We start from the raw sequence: 17,906 nt of genomic DNA on the forward strand, positions 1-17,906 counted from the left end.
GGGGAATGAATGATGAGTAACGTAAAAAATGAAGTTTTAAAAGGCGGAAGCTTTTTACTAGATGAAGTTTCTGCAGAGCAAGTATTTACTCCAGAGGATTTTTCTGAAGAGCATATTATGATTGGTAAGACGACTGAAGAGTTTGTTTACGGTGAAGTTCGTCCTCACCTTGAGGAAATCGAAAACCATGACTTTGAAATTTCTCGTCGTCTATTAACGCAAGCTGGTGAGCTTGGTCTTTTAGGTGCAGATGTACCAGAAGAGTACGGCGGACTTGGACTTGATAAAATCAGTTCTTCTGTAATCACTGAAAAATTTGCAGGTGCAGGTGCATTCTCATTAAGTTACGGTGCACACGTTGGTATCGGATCTTTACCAATCGTATTTTTCGGTAACCATGAGCAAAAGTCAAAATACCTTCCAGCTCTAGCTTCAGGTGAGAAAATTGCTGCATATGCACTAACTGAGCCTGGTTCTGGTTCTGATGCTTTAGGTGCAAAAACAACTGCTGTATTAAACGAAGCAGGAACTCACTATGTATTAAACGGTCAAAAACAATGGATTACAAACTCTGCATTTGCAGACGTATTTGTAGTATATGCAAAAATCGATGGCGAACACTTCACTGCATTTATCGTTGAAAAAGCATTCGATGGCGTTTCAACTGGTCCAGAAGAGAAGAAAATGGGTATTAAAGGTTCTTCAACTCGTACATTAATCTTAGAAGATGTTCATGTACCAGTAGAAAACTTACTTGGTGAAGTTGGTAAAGGTCACGTTATCGCATTTAACATCTTAAACGTTGGTCGTTACAAGCTTGGAGTAGGTACAATCGGCGGATGTAAGAAAACGCTTGAGCTTGCTGCTAAATATGCTAATGAGCGTAAACAGTTCAAACAACCAATTGCTAAATTTACTTTAATTCAAGAAAAATTAGCAAACATGGCTGTAGGTACGTATGCTGCTGAAAGTTCAATCTACCGTACAGGCGGACTTTTCGAAGATCGTTTAGGTGGTTTATCTGAAGAAGAGCAAAAAGATGGCCGTAAAGTAGCAGACGCTATTGCTGAATACGCTATCGAGTGTTCTTTAAATAAAATTGTAGGTTCTGAACAATTAGACTACAATGCTGATGAAGCTGTTCAAATCCATGGTGGATATGGATTTATGGCTGAGTACGAAGTAGAGCGCATCTACCGTGACTCTCGTATTAACCGTATCTTCGAAGGAACAAACGAAATCAACCGTTTATTAGTTCCAGCTACAATTCTTCGTAAAGCAATGAAAGGCGAGCTTCCTTTACTTGAGCAAGCAATGTCTCTTCAAGAAGAATTAATGATGATGATGCCTGAGGAAGTTGGAACTGAGCCATTAGAGCAAGAAAAGTATTTACTAAAAATGGCGAAGAAAATCTTCTTAATGGTTGCTGGTACTGGAGCTCAAAAATATCAACAGAAGCTTCAAAACGAGCAAGAAATCCTTTCAAACGTTGCTGACATCGTTAGTGAAGTATTCAATATGGAATCAGTTATCCTTCGTACAGAAAAAGCGATCAACCGTAATGGTTTAGATAAAAATGAGCAAAAAGTACTTTTAACTGAAGTATATTGCCAAGAAGCATTCAACCGTATCGAAGCGCATGCTAAAGAATCATTAGTAGCTATGCAAGAAGGCGACACTCTTCGTACAATGATTTCTATCTTACGCAAATTAACTCGTCACACTCCAATCAATGTTATTGCGAAGAAGCGTCAAATTGCTGAAGCTGTATTAACTGAAGAGCGCTACGTTATCTAATTTTAACTTGTTATTCAATTTTGGAGCTTTAGTTCCAAAAATATAATAAAACCTCCTTTCTACAAGGAAGCATTCTCCTCTCTACTAAGATCAAAGAAGTCCCAAAATGGGGCTTCTTTGACGTGTCACCCAAAAATCCGGTGTTTTTACGGTGAATGTCGGTACCATGAATGTCGGTACCAGGTACCTTTAATACAATACAGGACTAAAGGTGCCTGGCACCGTTGCTTTTAGTTGTTAATTGATGAAATTTAAGGAATAATAAATACAGGAATAAGTTTCTTTTTACAGCATGCAATGTTTGCAACTGGATAATTTGGAAGGGAGAGAAGCAAGATGAGTTTACAGTTTTATTGGTATCCTAACTGCGGAACGTGTAAAAAAGCAAAGAAGTGGTTTGATGACCATGAAGTGGCGTATGAAGCAATACATATCGTTGAACATCCACCGAGTCGAGAGGAATTAGAGTCTCTTTATAAAAAAAGTGGTTTAGAAATCAAAAAATTCTTCAATACGAGTGGTAAAAAATATCGTGAACTCGGTCTGAAAGATAAGGTTAAGGAAGCAACGGATGCAGAGTTGTTAGATATTCTTGCTACCGATGGGATGTTAATTAAACGACCGATCGTAACGGATGGAGAAAAAGTGACGGTAGGATTTAAAGAAGAAGATTTTGAAGCCAACTGGAAAATGTAACTAGGGTTGTCTATCGTTACTAATTTATTATATAGTAACGATGAACACTGAAATTATTGGAGGGAATTACGTGAATTTACCAAAAGAACTAAAATATTCAGAAGAGCATGAGTGGGTAAAAGTTGAAGGAAATAAAGCTTACATAGGAATTACAGATTTCGCACAGTCTGAGTTAGGCGATATCGTATTCGTTGAACTTCCAGAAGTAGGCGATGACATTACAGCGGACGAGGCATTCGGCAGCGTTGAGTCAGTTAAAACAGTATCTGAGCTTTATGCACCAGTAAGCGGTAAAGTTGTTGAAATTAATGAAGACTTAGACGATGCTCCTGAGCTTGTGAACGAATCTCCATACGAAAAAGCTTGGATGGTTGTTGTAGAGCTATCAGACGAGTCTGAGTTAGATAAGTTAATGACAGCTGAAAAATATCAAGCAATGATTAGTGAAGACTAAGATTAGTTAAAATCTAAGCTTCATATTAAATAAGCCATTTAAAGAGGCTGATATCGAGTGGATAAGTTCTTTTTGGGGATGTTCATTTTCTCGCGTAAGAACGGTTAATCCTTGATGTCAGTCTCTTTTACATTATATAAAAAGCCACAATATATACATTCCGCTTAGGTGACGACTCAAGCGGTGGCTGGTTTGAAAAACTGCTTTTTGGGGAAATGTAAAAACAACCGCCCGAGTTAAGAAGGAGGTTTTGTTTGATGATTGAAAAGCAAATGAAAAAAGTGGATGTAACCAGCAAGGTTGATGGAAAATTAGAAAACGGCGCAATGAATTTATACATGGATGAAGCTCGTATCGGAAAAATTATTATGACGAACCAAGGCAACCAATATGAGATGGCTGAAGGCTTTGAATTCGACAGTAATAAAGTTTACCGTTATGAAAATTCTCATCCAGAAAAACAAGAGAAGTACGTTGATGATTGTGACTTAGGGTGGTGCTAGAAAAGAGCGGGGGTATAATCCCTCGCTTTTTTACTTTCTAAACTTAATGTATTTTTTATTGCCATATCGTTCCGTTCATCATAAAATAAATTAAACTAATAAGGTTAATCGGAATTAGGAGGAAAAAGATGAAAGAAATTCCAAAGTCTTATGTTAGAGCCAATCAGTGTGTCATGGTTGTTTTAACCGTATTTTCAATCTTACTTCAAAATGTATCACTACTAGCACTTACCTTACTAATCGTATTATTACCGCTACTATTTGGACCTAAGGCAAACATTACATTTAAAGTGGCGAAAATGCTCATAAAAAATGTTTCTAATGACGAAACAGAAGCAGCCGAACTGCAACGTTTCAATCAGACGATCGCAGCAAGTTTATTAGGCATTGCTTTGATTGTATTGTTAACAACCGGCCATTGGTTTGGATGGGTTCTCGTTGGAATGGTTACTGTAGCTGCTTCAGTCGCTTTGCTCGGTTTTTGCGTCGGCTGCTTTATGTATTTCCAATTTAAGAAAATGAAGTATGAGATGAAAAAATGAGGAGGCTCCTGCTACCTCATTTTTTTTGTTTAAAGAAGCTAGGGCAGGCTTGTTGTTGCATGGAAATAGAGGTAGTGGACACCAAAACCGTAATTTTACAATAAAATAATGATGCAAAACGCTAGGCAAACTCGAAATAATTGACTATTATATTTAGGGTAGCGAAATTTATTTCGGGGAAGGTTTGTAGCATGTCAAAATTTATTGGGGATTGGGGTAGTCAGCTCAAGAGCTATAATAAAAATGTTCGGCTATTTTTACTCGCATCCTTTTTAGTGAATGTCGGAATGGGCATTTTCATGATCATTTACAACTACTATATACGAGAACTCGGATATGATGACCAAGTAAACGGAAAAGTGATCGCAATGACAGCGATGGCTTCAGCTATCTTCTTATTACCTGCTGGTTTAATGAGTGATAAAGTAGGTCGAAAAAAAGTCATATTAGTTGGGGCAATATTTGCTTCTGTTACGATGCTGTTACGGTCATATTTAGAAGCGGAATCACTGCTTCTTGTTAGTGCGTTTGCCACAGGAATTTTTATGTCATTTATTCAAGTGTCTTCTATACCGCTTTTAGCGGAAAACTCTACAGAAAAGCAAAGGGTTCATTTATTTAGCTTTAATTTTGCCCTGATCATGGTTGCAAATGTCGTAGGGAATGCATTAGGTGGAACGTTAAGTGATGTCTTACAGGCATTATTTTCGTTAAGTGCGTTGTGGAGTGTACGAATTACATTGCTCGTGGGGTCCGTATTTTTCTTTACATCTCTTATTCCAATTATGAAGATTAACGAAGAAAGAAAACTTAAGACCGAAAAAACAGGAGCAAGTTCATTTAAAAATATCTTTAAAACGCAAAAGTCCGGGCTTAAAATGATCGCTCTTTTTGCCATTGCACAGTTAATTATTGGCTTTGGTTCCGGTCTAGTTATACCGTACTTGAACATATATTTTACAGACCGCTTTGAAATTAGCAAATCACTTGTCGGTATTATCTTATCTTTAGGCCAAGCGATGACAGCCGTTGCGTTTATGATCGGTCCTGCTGTTGTAAAGCGTTTTGGTGAAGTTCGTGCGGTAGTTATTTTACAGTTAGCATCCTTACCTTTCCTTTTACTTACAGCTTATACAGAAAATTTATGGCTAGCCGTTATTGGTTTCCTTTTCCGTCAAGCACTAATGAATGCCGGAAACCCTATTCAGATGTCATTAATGATGAGAAGTGTAGATGACTCAATTAAGGGATTAGCTAACTCAGTAGGGCAAATGGTCTTCCAGCTCGGCTGGGCAGTGATGGGGCCGGTTTCGATGACGCTTGTCATGATGTACGGGGCGTATTACGGTTATGCTATCGTTTTTACGATTACAGGTTGTTTGTATTTGATTGGTTCGATCTACTTTTACTTAGTATTTAGAAAAGTTAAATAATCATTTATTTAAAATCTGTTGACAACAATTTTCGACACATGTTATTATTCTTTCATTGAGTAAAGTAATTTAATAGCTTCAAGCTCTTATCCAGAGTGGTGGAGGGACTGGCCCGAAGAAACCCGGCAACCTTTGAAAACATGTAAATGTGTTAAGAAAGGTGCTAAATCCTGCAAGGTGAAATACCTTGAAAGATGAGAGAAAGGACACTAACATTGTGACTAAACCTTTCTGTTCATCTGTTGACGGGAAGGTTTTTTTTATTACCGATACTTATCCCCTATTTCTAGATAGGAGTTTGCAAGCTTTATTACTAGTAAACCAATAGGAAAAATATAGATAGATATAGAAAAAATAGATGGCGAGAGAGAAAAACGATTAAAGGAGGCACCATGATAAATTTAAGCGGCATTCGCAAACTTTTTAAAACAAAAGATGGAATTGTTACAGCGGTCGACCGTGTTGACTTAGAAATTAAAGACGGAGAAATATTCGGGATCATCGGTTACAGTGGTGCTGGAAAAAGTACTTTAATTCGTATGCTGAACAGCCTTGAGCGTCCGTCTGAAGGAACAGTTACTATTGCCGGTAAAGAGATGTCCTCGTTAAAAGGAAAATCTCTACGTAAAGCAAGGCAAGAAATTAGTATGATTTTTCAGCACTTTAACTTATTGTGGTCGAGAACGGTAAGTGAGAATATAGGCTTCCCATTAGAAATTGCAGGCGTACCGAAAGAGCAGCGTCAAAAACGAGTGGAAGAACTGATTAAACTCGTCGGCCTAGAAGGAAGAGGCGGCTCGTACCCTTCTCAGCTCAGTGGCGGGCAGAAGCAACGGGTTGGGATTGCTAGAGCGCTCGCGAACAATCCAAAAGTTCTCCTTTGTGATGAAGCGACTTCAGCATTGGACCCGAAAACAACGGACTCCATCCTGGAATTACTCGTAGATATTAATAAAAAACTCGGCTTAACGATCGTTTTGATTACACACGAGATGCATGTCATTCGAAAGATTTGTCACCGTGTCGCTGTTATGGAAGCCGGGAAAGTGGTTGAGATGGGGCCTGTCCTTGATGTATTTAAAAAACCGCAAGCTGGAATTACGAAACAATTTGTAAAACAGGTGACAGATCCAGAGGAAACGAAGGACACGATCTCTCATATTATTGAAGAAGAATCAGGGAAAGTCGTTCAATTAAGTTTTATAGGGGAAGAGACGGAAAAGCCCCTCATTACGAAAATCATTCGGAAGTTTGATATAGAAGTAAATATTCTACAAGGTAAAATTTCGCAAACGCAAGAAGGTGCTTACGGAACACTCTTTATTCAAATTGATGGGGATGTCGTAGAAATTGATCGTGCGATTGCTTTCATTCGTGAAGAAGGAGTACAAGTGGAGGTGATCGATCATGTTTAATGAATGGTTTGCAAAAATGAAATGGGACAAGTTGTGGGAAGCAACAGTCGAAACCATTTATATGACATCCATCTCGGTTGCTGCCACATTCGTCATTGGGCTTGTTTTAGGACTTATTTTATATTTAACGAGTAAAGGAAACCTGTGGGAAAACCGTCCTGCTAACCTAATCGTAAGTACTATCGTCAATGTATTCAGGTCTATTCCTTTTATTATACTAATTGTACTGCTCATACCATTTACGAGAATGCTAATGGGGACGATGTTAGGTGCGAATGCAGCGTTACCTGCTTTAATTATCGGTGCGGCTCCTTTTTATGCTCGTATGGTGGAAATCGCATTAAGAGAAATTGATAAAGGTGTAATCGAAGCTTCACAATCGATGGGAGCAACAAACTGGCAAATTATTTACAAAGTGTTAATTCCAGAGTCACTACCTGCATTAATTTCAGGGATCACGGTAACAGCGATTGCTTTAGTAAGTTACACAGCAATGGCGGGGGTTATCGGTGCTGGAGGTCTTGGTCACTTTGCCTATTTAGAAGGCTTCCAAAGAAACAATACAACTGTAACGATGGTGGCAACAATCGCAATCTTATTGATCGTATTCATTATTCAATGGATTGGAGATTATTTCACATATAAAACTGACAAACGTTAATAAGGGGGAAAAAGAAATGAAAAAGTTCTTAAGTTTAATTGGTGCTGCAGCAATTTCATTATCATTAGTAGCGTGTGGTGGCGGTGCTGAAGAGCCACAAACAGAAGAAACACCAGGAGAAGAAGCAGCTCAAGAAGAGAATGTTAAATTAGTTGTAGGAGCATCAGCTGTTCCACATACGGAAGTACTTGAATTTGCAGCACCACTCTTAGCTGAAAGAGGAATTGATCTAGAAATTAAAACATTCACAGATTATATTTTACCAAACCAAGCTTTAAATGAAGGTGAGCTAGATGCAAACTATTTCCAAACACCAGGTTATTTAGCAATGCAAATTGAAGAGTTTGGTTATGAGTTTGAAAGCATTGGGCCAATTCACGCTGAACCTATTGGTGTTTACTCAAAGGAATTCAGTAGTTTAGACGAGCTGCCTGATGGTGCTAAAATTATCATGAGTGATTCTTTCAGTGACCACGGTCGTATTTTACCTATCTTTGAGCGTGCAGGTGTTATTGAGTTAGACGTTGAAGAAGGACAATTAGCGCAACGTGAAAATATCGTGTCAAATCCAAAAAACTTGGACTTCTCAACACTTGTTGAAGCAAGATTACTTGCTCCATCATTTGAAAGTGGTGAAGGTGACGCTGTTGTCATTAACACAAACTATGCTCTTGAAGGTGGAGTAGATATCGAAAGTTACGGCATTGCTTTTGAAGGACAAGATGTTCTTCAACCAAACTTAATCATTGTTCGATCTGAAGATGTAGATCGTCCAGAAATTCACACTTTATTTGAAGTATTACGTTCTGAAGAAGTTGTAAACTTCATTCTTGAAACGTATGACGGTGCAGTTATTCCGTGGAGCGAGTAAGTAAGACTTTATGATCACCAGTGGCGTTGGAATTAAATTTCCAATGCCGCTTTTTTTGTTTTTATTAAATGAAAACTCATCGTGGGCTGAGCAAATCAACAATAACTCCTGAAGTAGAGTAAGAGTATAGGGTGCACGAAAATGCGTGCGAGTTTAATACATGAAATGGAAATACAAAGGAATAATAGGAGTGTTAAAGGTGTTTAGATAAAAAGGAGGTACATAGACATGGAGCAAAACCAAAATCAAGATAATCAGCAAGACAGTGTTATTCAAATGGCTTTACAAGAGTATAAAGAAGGCTTAGGACAATTCTTGCAAAAAATGCCTGATGTCGCTGGGAAGTTTAATGAGTTTACAGAAGCGTGTTTTAAAGAAGGAAAGTTATCTAAAAAGGATAAGCAGTTGATCGCATTAGGGATTAGTGTCGTTTCACAAGATGAATATTGCATTATCTATCACACAAAAGGCTGCCTTGACGAAGGGTGCAGTGAAGATGAAATTTTAGAAGCACTCGGTGTTACTGCGGCATTCGGTGGCGGTGCAGCGATGAGCCAAGCCGTCACTTTAGTTCAAGAAGCTATTTCCGAGCTAGGTTCTTCAGGTAATCAAAAGAAACATTAATTTCTCAATCTTCGAGTTATAAAGAGCATATGAGCTAAATTGTATAGCATTGCTATGTGAGAAAAGGTGAGTATGCATAACGATACATTGTCAGAAAATTTCACACTATACCGCAGTTGGGAAGATATCGTGAGGATGATATGATTCTTTATAGAGTAAGCGTAACTGAAACATTCAACTTAATGGATTGCAAACCGTCAGTTACCTTATAAAAAAGAAAGGATTGATTTATTATCCAAACGATTCACACGAATTACACAGGCGAAATGGAAAAGGCGATGCAACAGAACCACGGAATTGGTTACGAGGAGTACAATCGCAGCCTGGAGAAGCGCTTAGAAGTGGAAAAGTCGCGTGAAAAAGAATATAAACGTTCCCTAAAACTAGCTATTGAGTTAAATCAACGGTAAAATAAGATAAAAGAAATAAGAGGCTGACTCTTTTTTAATGAGTCAGCCTCTTATCGTAGTTTTTTTGCATGAGATTTTCTATTTGTTTAAAGTTTACGATCTTAACGGACTCACAGGCCGTTATTTCATTAAAAAACAAGCTTTTGGGGACCGTAACGGACTCAAAGGCCCTTATTCAGAACTTTTTGCTGTGTTTTTTAATGATATTAAGCAAATAGGGTCCTCTCAGTCCGCTCAACTCTTAAACAGGTGATTTTGGTTAAAATAAGGTCCTCTCAGTCCGATAAAATAGAAATACATACTATATTTCTTCAATAATACAAATGGAACCAGTCTCATATGGCCACGCTCCATTTCATCCGCCACTACTTGTGCCACTGCGGCTTTGCATTGTCAGCTTGAGTGCATAGCCTACTTGTGGGGTTCCCAATGGCTCGAGGTCGTTTCCGTTCATCATTCGCGTCCAATAAGCAGGACACAAATTACTGAGTCATTCGCGTTTTTTGCCAATAACCAAACTTTTCCACGTTGATCTGTATGACTTTGTTGCTAAGTTGAGAAACTATTAGTAGGTTGGACGGTTGGACAAGGTCATAAAAAACTTTCTATACATAAATATATAAAAAGTGTATAAATGTTGTTAAAAAAGTTGAACTTACTTTGGATTTGATATAAGATTGTAATGAGAATAAATTGAGAATAAACAAAAGCACTTCTTTCGTCAAGAGGGCAGTGTAATCTTAAGATAAAATATTGGAGGTAGGAAAGAATGACAGCACCATACTTAAAGATTGAAAATCTTCATGTAGCAATAGAAGGTAAGGAAATCTTAAAGGATTTCAACCTAGAAATTAACGGTGGAGAAATCCATGCGATCATGGGACCAAACGGTACAGGGAAATCTACATTAGCATCTGCACTTATGGGTCACCCTAAATATGAAATCACGAGTGGTAAAGTCACTTTCAACGGTGAAGACCTTTTAGAAATGGAAGTAGATGAGCGTGCACAAGCGGGTCTATTTTTAGCAATGCAATATCCAAGCGAAATTAGTGGGATCACAAATGCGGACTTCCTTCGTTCAGCGATCAACTCTCGTCGTGAAGAAGGAGACGAAATTTCATTAATGAAATTTATCCGTAAATTAGATGAGAAAATGGATTTACTTGAAATGAATCAAGAGTTCGCACAACGTTACTTAAATGAAGGTTTCTCAGGTGGAGAAAAGAAACGTAATGAAATTCTTCAATTAATGATGCTTGAGCCAAAGATTGCTGTTTTAGATGAAATTGACTCAGGTCTTGATATCGATGCTCTTAAAGTAGTATCTACAGGTGTAAATGCAATGCGTGGAGAAGAGTTTGGCTGTCTTATCATCACTCACTACCAACGCTTACTGAACTACATCACTCCTGATAAAGTTCACGTTATGATGCAAGGCCGTATCGTAAAATCTGGTGGAGCTGAACTTGCTGAACGTTTAGAAGCAGAAGGTTACGACTGGATTAAAGAAGAACTTGGCATTGAAGATGAAAAAGTAGAAGCATAAGGTAGTGAGGAGGGATAATATGTCAGTGGAAACGAAGCTTGCGTTCGATCAAGAGTATGTTAAACAATTTTCTACAGGGCGCGACGAACCTGAATGGCTATTAAATTTTCGCTTAAAGGCGCTAGACTTAGCAGAAAAATTAGATTTACCAAAACCAGATAAAACAAAGATTGATAAATGGAACTTCACTCAATTTACTCACCTTCAAGATGTAACAGTTACTTCTTTCGATGAGTTAAGTGATGAGGTTAAAGGTTTAGCCGGTGAAGCAACAAATGAACAAAACATCGTCGTTCAAAAAGATGGTGCAACAGCTCGTCTTCAAGTGAGCGAAGCGGTTAAGCAACAAGGTGTTATTTTTACAGACCTAGCAACAGCACTTAAAGAGCATGGACAATTAGTGGAAAAATACTTTATGGCAGACGCTGTAAATGTGGATGAAAACCGTCTAGTTGCTCTTCATGCGGCATTAATGAATGGTGGTACTTTTATCTATGTGCCTAAAAATACAGAGGTGACTGTCCCTCTTCAAGCCGTTTACAATGTAAGCGAAGCTGCATTATTCAACCACGTGATCGTTGTTGCAGAAGATAATAGTTCAGTTACGTATGTAGAGAACTATGTTGGAGGCCCTAAAGAAGAAACGGTTGCTAATATCGTGGCTGAAGTATATGCAGGTGCTGGAGCACGCGTTTCATTCGGTGCGGTTGATAATCTTTCTGAGAACGTAACAACTTATGTGGTTCGTCGTGCGCATGTTGGCCGCGATGCTCGAGTAGATTGGGCACTTGGTCAAATGAATGACGGAAATACAGTAAGTGAAAACACAACGCACTTAGTTGGTGAAGGTTCGTATGCTGATACAAAAACAGTAACGATCGGCCGCGGAACACAAAAACAAAACTTCACAACACAGATTTTCCATCATGGAAAACATTCTGAAGGATATATTTTAAAACATGGGGTAATGCGTGAAGAAGCAACTGCGATCTTTAACGGAATTACGAAAATTGAGCATGGCGCTTCAAAATCAAACGGTGAGCAAACTGAGCGTGTACTAATGTTAAGTGAAAAGGCTCGTGGAGATGCAAACCCGATCCTTCTTATTGATGAAGATGATGTAACAGCAGGTCACGCTGCATCTGTAGGAAGAATTGATCCACTACAAATGTTCTATTTAATGAGTCGTGGAATTACGCAAAAAGAAGCTGAACGCTTAATTATTCATGGTTTCCTAGCACCAGTTGTAAACCAACTTCCTGTTGAATCTGTAAAAGAGCGTTTTACGGAAGTCATCGAAAGGAAAGTAAAATAATGAACGTTCAAGAGGTTCGCAAACAATTTCCAATCTTACATCAGGAAGTGAACGGGAACCCACTTGTTTATTTAGATAGTGCGGCAACGTCTCAAAAGCCAATTCAAGTCATTGAAGCTTTGGATGATTATTATCGTCGCTATAATTCTAATGTACATCGTGGGGTTCATACCCTCGGTACACTTGCAACTGATGGTTATGAAGGTGCAAGAGAAAAAGTTCGTAAGTTTATCAATGCGAACTCAACTGAAGAAATCATTTTTACAAGAGGAACAACGACAGCACTCAATTTAGTTGCTAGCAGTTACGGACGTGCCAACCTTGGTGAAGGTGATGAAATCGTCATTACACCGATGGAACATCACAGTAATATCATTCCGTGGCAACAAGTGGCTAAAGCTACTGGGGCGACGTTAAAATATATTCCACTGCAAGAAGATGGAAGTATTGATCTAGCTGATGTTGAGGAAACTGTAACTCCACAAACAAAAATTGTTTCGGTTATGCAGGTTTCGAATGTGTTAGGGGCCATTAACCCAATCAAAGAAATCGCAGCAATTGCTCATAAGCATGGCGCTGTGATGGTTGTGGACGGTGCCCAAAGCACACCTCATATGAAAATCGATGTGCAAGATTTAGATTGCGACTTCTTTGCTTTTTCTGGTCATAAGATGGCTGGTCCAACGGGAATCGGTGCTCTTTATGGGAAGAAAAAGTTATTAGACAACATGGAGCCAATCGAATTCGGTGGAGAAATGATTGACTTTGTTGGTTTGCAAGAATCGACTTGGAAAGAGCTTCCTTGGAAGTTTGAAGGTGGAACACCAATCATTGCAGGTGCAATCGGATTAGGTGCAGCGATCGATTTCTTAGAAGAAGTCGGCATGGATGCAATTCTAGCGCATGAGCACGAACTAGCGATATATGCGATGGAGCGAATGTCTGAAATTGAAGGATTAACTATTTACGGTCCGAAAAAGCGGGCTGGAGTCGTTACCTTCAACATTGACGATGTTCATCCACATGATGTAGCGACGGTGCTTGACGCTGATGGAATTGCTGTTCGTGCAGGTCATCACTGTGCACAGCCGTTAATGAAATGGTTAAATGTAACAGCAACAGCAAGAGCAAGTTTTTATTTATACAATACAAAAGAAGATGTTGATGCACTTGTCAATGGATTAATAAAAACAAAGGAGTATTTCGGCGATGTCTTTAGGTAACAATCTCGATACTTTATATCGACAAGTGATCATGGACCATTATAAAAACCCTCGAAATCGTGGAGAGTTCGAAGGAGATTCTGTAACGGTGAATATGAATAACCCGACGTGTGGTGATCGTATTCAATTACAAATGCAAGTAGAAGATGATAAGATCTCTGCTGCTAAATTTGTAGGTGAAGGATGCTCTATCAGTCTTGCTTCTGCCTCAATGATGACACAAGCGGTTAAAGGTTTAACTGTAGAAGAAGCATTAAAGATGTCTCAAATCTTCTCAGATATGATGCAAGGCAAAGATTATGATGACTCTACGTTTGACTTAGGTGACATTGAAGCACTACAAGGTGTATCAAAGTTTCCGGCACGAATTAAATGTGCAACGTTAGCGTGGAAAGCGATGGAAAAGGGTATTCAAAGCGAAAACGAATAAGGAGGTTTTCTCATGGCTAAGAAGATGCCGGAAATCGGTGAATATAAATATGGCTTTAGAGACAAAGACGTTTCGATTTTCCGTTCGAAAAAGGGATTAACTCGTGAGATCGTCGAGGAAATTTCTCGAATGAAAAATGAGCCACAGTGGATGTTAGATTTTCGTTTAAAGTCACTAGAAATGTTTTACAAAATGCCAATGCCGCAATGGGGTGGCGACCTTTCTGAATTAGACTTCGATGAAATTACGTATTACGTAAAGCCGTCTGAGAAATCAGAGAAATCTTGGGATGAAGTTCCAGAAGAAATCAAAAACACGTTTGATAAATTAGGTATCCCTGAAGCTGAGCAAAAGTATTTAGCTGGGGTTTCTGCTCAGTATGAGTCTGAGGTTGTTTATCACAACATGCAAGAAGATCTTGAAGAGCAAGGAATTATCTTTAAAGATACGGACTCTGCGTTAAGAGAGAACGAGGAGATCTTTAGAGAGTACTTCGGTACAGTTATTCCTCCTTCTGACAACAAATTTGCAGCACTAAACTCTGCGGTATGGTCTGGTGGATCATTCATTTACGTACCAAAAGGCGTAAAGGTTGAAACACCTCTACAAGCGTACTTCCGTATTAACTCTGAAAACATGGGTCAATTCGAGCGTACGTTAATCATCGCAGACGAAGACAGCCACGTACACTACGTAGAAGGCTGTACTGCGCCAGTTTATTCAACAAACTCACTTCATAGTGCGGTTGTTGAAATTATCGTTAATAAAGGCGGTTACTGCCGTTATACGACGATCCAAAACTGGGCACCAAACATTTTCAACCTTGTTACAAAGCGTGCAGTTGCTGATGCAGGTGCTACGATGGAATGGGTTGACGGTAACATCGGTTCGAAGTTAACGATGAAATATCCTGCAGTTGTTATGAAAGGTGAAGGTGCTAAAGGTACGATCCTTTCTATTGCGATTGCTGGTAAAGGTCAGCACCAAGATGCTGGGGCGAAAATTCATCACTTAGCACCAAATTGTTCATCGACGATCGTTTCTAAATCGATCTCAAAACAAGGTGGTAAAGTAACGTACCGTGGTATTGCTCACTTCGGACGTAAATCAGAAGGCTCAAAAGCGAAAATTGAGTGTGACACGTTAATCATGGATAACCAGTCAACTTCTGATACAATTCCTTACAATGAAATCTTAAACAATAACATCACATTAGAGCACGAAGCAACCGTATCTAAAGTATCTGAAGATCAGTTGTTCTATCTGATGAGTCGCGGTATTTCTGAAGAAGAAGCGACTGAGATGATTGTTATGGGCTTCATCGAGCCGTTCACAAAAGAATTACCGATGGAATACGCAGTAGAGATGAACCGTCTGATCAAGTTCGAGATGGAAGGTTCAATCGGTTAATAGATATAAGGCCGCTTCTTCCCTTGGGGAGGAGCGGTTTTTTAATGGTTTTTGAGGTGTTGATGGTTTTGTTTTCATGAATGAAGTAATGCAACCCATTATTATGCGGAATATTAACATTATGATGAGTGAGCACATGGCCGTTAACTCGTGAAAAATCCACTCAAGCAATTAAGGGAACTGAGAGGCCCTTATTTAGCAAAAAACTATCCACTTTTAGTCTTTAGGGCACTGAGAAGCCCTTATATTGCCGATTCGGCCTGAAATTTTTGTAATTGATTGTCAATAAGGACCTCTGAGTGCTCTAAAGTGAAAATATAGGGTGAAAAACATGAAATAAGGGCCTCAGGGTGCCCTAAAATAACAGCAAAAGAAATTGTTTGAGAAGAGTTCAAGATACAATTATACTAAACGTAGTCAGTCTGCATAGAGGTCACTTCTAAAACTTATACTGGGAGTGGTTACAATGGCAAAGTTTCAGGAAGAGTATGACAAGTGGCTACAAATACAAATTTCTGAAGAAAGCAATCCCCGCAGGCGTGAGCTTCTTGAAAAAGGACTTGGGCATGGGACAGTTGAGTTTCTTCGATTAGTTTGGTTCCCTGTAGTAGGAAATTTTGATGATCTCTACCCAGAATGGGAAGTCCTAGACTTTAATAATGGCTATCGTTATCTAGACCTCGCTTATCAACGCAAAGATGCGAGAGGCTGTATTGAAATCCAAGGGTACGGTCCTCATGCAAGAGATCTTGATGTGAGGAGGTTTAAAGACTTGTGCTGGCGACATTCGTTACTCTCGCTTGATGGCTGGACCATATTGCCGATAGCCTACTTATCGATAAAAGAAGAAACAAAACAATGTCAGCAGCTTGTACTAGCTTTTCTCGGGAAGTTTATTTCTATGGAAACTCAATCGCAGTTATCATGGCTGGAAGCAGAGGTTGTAAGGTATGCACGGCGGTTAGTAAGACCGATAACACCACTTGAAATTGCAAACCACTTAAAGGTAGGAGATCGCCAAGCTCGGCGTATTTTACATCGTCTCGTGGAACTCGAAATTTTATTTATAGTTAGCGGAAATAAACGGGCTCGTTTATATCAACTGAAAGCAGTATCTAAACATTAAGATGGAATAACGTTCAATGAGTGAACTGTAACGACAATAATACTAACCCCGCGGATCTTCCACTAAAATACAACAATTCAACAGCAACATCCCAATGCACACCAGTATCCCAATGTAAAAGCAATATCCCAATGCACCGACCATCTCAATTTTGCATCAGCATCCCAATACACCAGCACCACAATTCATTTCACCGCTCGCTTAAAAACTCACCCCACATTAGTTAACGTCTCACCTCAATTAACAAACATCCTAATAAATAGTTAAATAAACTAAGTTTCATCATCTCTCTCAAGTTATTTATTCCGATCAAGTTAAAAAATAATTACTCGTCTCCATAATGTTCATTCAAACCGCAATTCCCCATAGCAGACCCTAACTATTGTGAACATCAGAAAAACAGTAGTATGATATACATATCCATCATTTTGGCAAAGAGGGATTGCGATGATTTACATAGGTTTAACAGGGTGGGGCGACCACGATGATCTATATGAAGGAACGAGGCCTCAGGATAAGCTGCGAACGTACAGCAGTCATTTTCCTGTCGTAGAAGTCGATTCCTCATTTTATGCGTTGTATACCTATTCATGGGGGAAAGTAGTTTAATAGAAATTAAAGTAAATCAAACACTGATATATATACCTTTTTCAAGGATTTGTTTTTTTTCATCATATTGCAATATGGGATTTATATTATTAACATAAAAAACTTTTAATATTTTTAATTCTTCAATTGGTTAACTGTTTGTGAAGATTATAGTCATTTATATAAAAGGTTTTAGGAAGTCAAATATAAAGATGAATAAAACCCATTCAAAAATGAAGATCATCTTCGCTAGAAAATAAAGTAATTAATTCTAACACATAAATGGATAATGAAAGCTCAATTCTACTATCATTGGTAAATACACCTATCCAAGTTGAGAATTCTGTCTGTGTATCCAGCATTGGGGCAACCGTAGTTAAGATGAAAGGGCACTTGTTTAGACAAGAAGGTAGTGCTCTTATATTAAAATTCCCTAAATAACAGGCCCTCCTGTCGAAAGAGGGCCTTCTTCATTAATTATTACGCCTTTCCATAGAACTATTCGGTAAAAGTCTATTCATTATTTAATAACCATTCTTTTTTTTGAAATTCAATTGTTTCTTTTTTATAAGATATGAAGATAACCGCGAACCAATATGGTTCGCGGTTATCTTCATATCTTGGCTACTTTAAATGTAAATATTATATACAAAATAAGATAATAAAATTTATTTTTTACAATTTATTCATTTTATTGAAAAAATTGATAAAATCTTGATTTTTAATGGTTATTTGTTTATTGCAAAATAAAAGTGCAGAGCTTTGCAAAGGAAAAATGCAGAGTCCTGCACTTTATTTAATAAGTGCATAAAAAAAGACTTGCCAGTCACCCCAAGTCCCTCTACTGTAATGGTGTCGA

At 38.5% G+C, this 17,906-nt stretch carries 17 protein-coding genes, 1 pseudogene and 1 riboswitch; all 18 genes and pseudogenes read left to right on the forward strand.

The window, feature by feature from the left end:
* Positions 1 to 12: 12 nt before the first annotated feature.
* Positions 13 to 1,797, forward strand: coding sequence for an acyl-CoA dehydrogenase FadE (locus N7Z68_RS23285; protein ID WP_275120823.1), 1,785 nt, complete (start codon positions 13 to 15; stop codon positions 1,795 to 1,797).
* Positions 1,798 to 2,133: 336 nt separating this feature from the next.
* Positions 2,134 to 2,493 (forward strand): arsenate reductase family protein, encoded by a 360-nt coding sequence (locus tag N7Z68_RS23290; RefSeq protein ID WP_275120824.1) that lies wholly within the window; start codon positions 2,134 to 2,136, stop codon positions 2,491 to 2,493.
* 70 nt (positions 2,494 to 2,563) lie between these two features.
* A complete protein-coding gene (gcvH, locus tag N7Z68_RS23295) occupies positions 2,564 to 2,947 on the forward strand; it encodes a glycine cleavage system protein GcvH (RefSeq protein ID WP_275120825.1) in 384 nt (127 codons plus the stop codon).
* Positions 2,948 to 3,204: 257 nt separating this feature from the next.
* Positions 3,205 to 3,450, forward strand: a complete 246-nt coding sequence (locus tag N7Z68_RS23300; RefSeq protein ID WP_275120826.1) for a YusG family protein — start codon at positions 3,205 to 3,207, stop codon at positions 3,448 to 3,450.
* Positions 3,451 to 3,578: 128 nt separating this feature from the next.
* Positions 3,579 to 3,992 carry a DUF4395 domain-containing protein gene (locus tag N7Z68_RS23305; RefSeq protein WP_275120827.1) on the forward strand — a complete coding sequence of 138 codons (414 nt, stop codon included), beginning with the start codon at positions 3,579 to 3,581 and terminating at the stop codon, positions 3,990 to 3,992.
* A gap of 191 nt (positions 3,993 to 4,183) precedes the next feature.
* Entirely contained in the window at positions 4,184 to 5,425 is a 1,242-nt protein-coding gene (locus N7Z68_RS23310) for an MFS transporter (RefSeq protein ID WP_275120828.1), read from the forward strand.
* 83 nt (positions 5,426 to 5,508) lie between these two features.
* Positions 5,509 to 5,626: riboswitch (SAM riboswitch) on the forward strand.
* A gap of 191 nt (positions 5,627 to 5,817) precedes the next feature.
* Positions 5,818 to 6,840, forward strand: coding sequence for a methionine ABC transporter ATP-binding protein (locus N7Z68_RS23315; RefSeq protein WP_275120829.1), 1,023 nt, complete (start codon positions 5,818 to 5,820; stop codon positions 6,838 to 6,840).
* The gene (locus tag N7Z68_RS23320; RefSeq protein ID WP_275120830.1) at positions 6,833 to 7,501 is read left to right on the forward strand and encodes a methionine ABC transporter permease; all 669 of its coding nucleotides are present in this window, start codon (positions 6,833 to 6,835) and stop codon (positions 7,499 to 7,501) included. Before N7Z68_RS23315 ends, N7Z68_RS23320 begins: the two co-directional genes overlap by 8 nt.
* Positions 7,502 to 7,517: 16 nt before the next feature.
* Complete coding sequence (locus tag N7Z68_RS23325; protein WP_275120832.1) at positions 7,518 to 8,372, forward strand: MetQ/NlpA family ABC transporter substrate-binding protein; 855 nt, start codon at positions 7,518 to 7,520, stop codon at positions 8,370 to 8,372.
* Between the two features lie 228 nt (positions 8,373 to 8,600).
* Positions 8,601 to 8,996, forward strand: a complete 396-nt coding sequence (locus N7Z68_RS23330) for a carboxymuconolactone decarboxylase family protein (RefSeq protein WP_275120833.1) — start codon at positions 8,601 to 8,603, stop codon at positions 8,994 to 8,996.
* Positions 8,997 to 9,274: 278 nt separating this feature from the next.
* Positions 9,275 to 9,406 carry a YuzK family famiily protein gene (locus N7Z68_RS23335; protein WP_275120841.1) on the forward strand — a complete coding sequence of 44 codons (132 nt, stop codon included), beginning with the start codon at positions 9,275 to 9,277 and terminating at the stop codon, positions 9,404 to 9,406.
* A 769-nt stretch (positions 9,407 to 10,175) separates the two neighbouring features.
* Positions 10,176 to 10,955, forward strand: coding sequence for a Fe-S cluster assembly ATPase SufC (sufC, locus tag N7Z68_RS23340; RefSeq protein WP_275120834.1), 780 nt, complete (start codon positions 10,176 to 10,178; stop codon positions 10,953 to 10,955).
* A gap of 19 nt (positions 10,956 to 10,974) precedes the next feature.
* Entirely contained in the window at positions 10,975 to 12,270 is a 1,296-nt protein-coding gene (sufD, locus tag N7Z68_RS23345; RefSeq protein ID WP_275120835.1) for a Fe-S cluster assembly protein SufD, read from the forward strand.
* Positions 12,270 to 13,493 carry a cysteine desulfurase gene (locus tag N7Z68_RS23350; RefSeq protein ID WP_275120836.1) on the forward strand — a complete coding sequence of 408 codons (1,224 nt, stop codon included), beginning with the start codon at positions 12,270 to 12,272 and terminating at the stop codon, positions 13,491 to 13,493. The genes sufD and N7Z68_RS23350 overlap by 1 nt, the downstream gene beginning before the upstream one ends.
* Complete coding sequence (gene sufU / locus N7Z68_RS23355; RefSeq protein WP_275120837.1) at positions 13,480 to 13,923, forward strand: Fe-S cluster assembly sulfur transfer protein SufU; 444 nt, start codon at positions 13,480 to 13,482, stop codon at positions 13,921 to 13,923. Before N7Z68_RS23350 ends, sufU begins: the two co-directional genes overlap by 14 nt.
* Before the next feature lie 12 nt (positions 13,924 to 13,935).
* Complete coding sequence (sufB, locus tag N7Z68_RS23360; protein WP_275120838.1) at positions 13,936 to 15,333, forward strand: Fe-S cluster assembly protein SufB; 1,398 nt, start codon at positions 13,936 to 13,938, stop codon at positions 15,331 to 15,333.
* Positions 15,334 to 15,799: 466 nt separating this feature from the next.
* Entirely contained in the window at positions 15,800 to 16,459 is a 660-nt protein-coding gene (locus N7Z68_RS23365) for a transcriptional regulator (RefSeq protein ID WP_275120839.1), read from the forward strand.
* A gap of 447 nt (positions 16,460 to 16,906) precedes the next feature.
* Positions 16,907 to 17,038, forward strand: a pseudogene (locus N7Z68_RS23370) (DUF72 domain-containing protein); the annotation flags it as partial.
* Between the last annotated feature and the right edge of the window lie 868 nt (positions 17,039 to 17,906).

Source organism: Alkalihalobacterium chitinilyticum, from assembly GCF_029028005.1.
Lineage (GTDB): Bacteria > Bacillota > Bacilli > Bacillales > Bacillaceae_F > Alkalihalobacterium > Alkalihalobacterium chitinilyticum.

What these genes read in the sequence shown, in the direction of transcription:
- N7Z68_RS23285 (WP_275120823.1), top strand. Translation starts at nt 13, where the DNA reads ATGAGTAACGTAAAAAATGAAGTTTTAAAAGGCGGAAGCTTTTTACTA.
- N7Z68_RS23290 (WP_275120824.1), top strand. Translation starts at nt 2,134, where the DNA reads ATGAGTTTACAGTTTTATTGGTATCCTAACTGCGGAACGTGTAAAAAA.
- N7Z68_RS23300 (WP_275120826.1), top strand. Translation starts at nt 3,205, where the DNA reads ATGATTGAAAAGCAAATGAAAAAAGTGGATGTAACCAGCAAGGTTGAT.
- N7Z68_RS23305 (WP_275120827.1), top strand. Translation starts at nt 3,579, where the DNA reads ATGAAAGAAATTCCAAAGTCTTATGTTAGAGCCAATCAGTGTGTCATG.
- N7Z68_RS23310 (WP_275120828.1), top strand. Translation starts at nt 4,184, where the DNA reads ATGTCAAAATTTATTGGGGATTGGGGTAGTCAGCTCAAGAGCTATAAT.
- N7Z68_RS23315 (WP_275120829.1), top strand. Translation starts at nt 5,818, where the DNA reads ATGATAAATTTAAGCGGCATTCGCAAACTTTTTAAAACAAAAGATGGA.
- N7Z68_RS23320 (WP_275120830.1), top strand. Translation starts at nt 6,833, where the DNA reads ATGTTTAATGAATGGTTTGCAAAAATGAAATGGGACAAGTTGTGGGAA.
- N7Z68_RS23325 (WP_275120832.1), top strand. Translation starts at nt 7,518, where the DNA reads ATGAAAAAGTTCTTAAGTTTAATTGGTGCTGCAGCAATTTCATTATCA.
- N7Z68_RS23330 (WP_275120833.1), top strand. Translation starts at nt 8,601, where the DNA reads ATGGAGCAAAACCAAAATCAAGATAATCAGCAAGACAGTGTTATTCAA.
- N7Z68_RS23335 (WP_275120841.1), top strand. Translation starts at nt 9,275, where the DNA reads ATGCAACAGAACCACGGAATTGGTTACGAGGAGTACAATCGCAGCCTG.
- sufC (WP_275120834.1), top strand. Translation starts at nt 10,176, where the DNA reads ATGACAGCACCATACTTAAAGATTGAAAATCTTCATGTAGCAATAGAA.
- sufD (WP_275120835.1), top strand. Translation starts at nt 10,975, where the DNA reads ATGTCAGTGGAAACGAAGCTTGCGTTCGATCAAGAGTATGTTAAACAA.
- N7Z68_RS23350 (WP_275120836.1), top strand. Translation starts at nt 12,270, where the DNA reads ATGAACGTTCAAGAGGTTCGCAAACAATTTCCAATCTTACATCAGGAA.
- sufU (WP_275120837.1), top strand. Translation starts at nt 13,480, where the DNA reads ATGTCTTTAGGTAACAATCTCGATACTTTATATCGACAAGTGATCATG.
- sufB (WP_275120838.1), top strand. Translation starts at nt 13,936, where the DNA reads ATGGCTAAGAAGATGCCGGAAATCGGTGAATATAAATATGGCTTTAGA.
- N7Z68_RS23365 (WP_275120839.1), top strand. Translation starts at nt 15,800, where the DNA reads ATGGCAAAGTTTCAGGAAGAGTATGACAAGTGGCTACAAATACAAATT.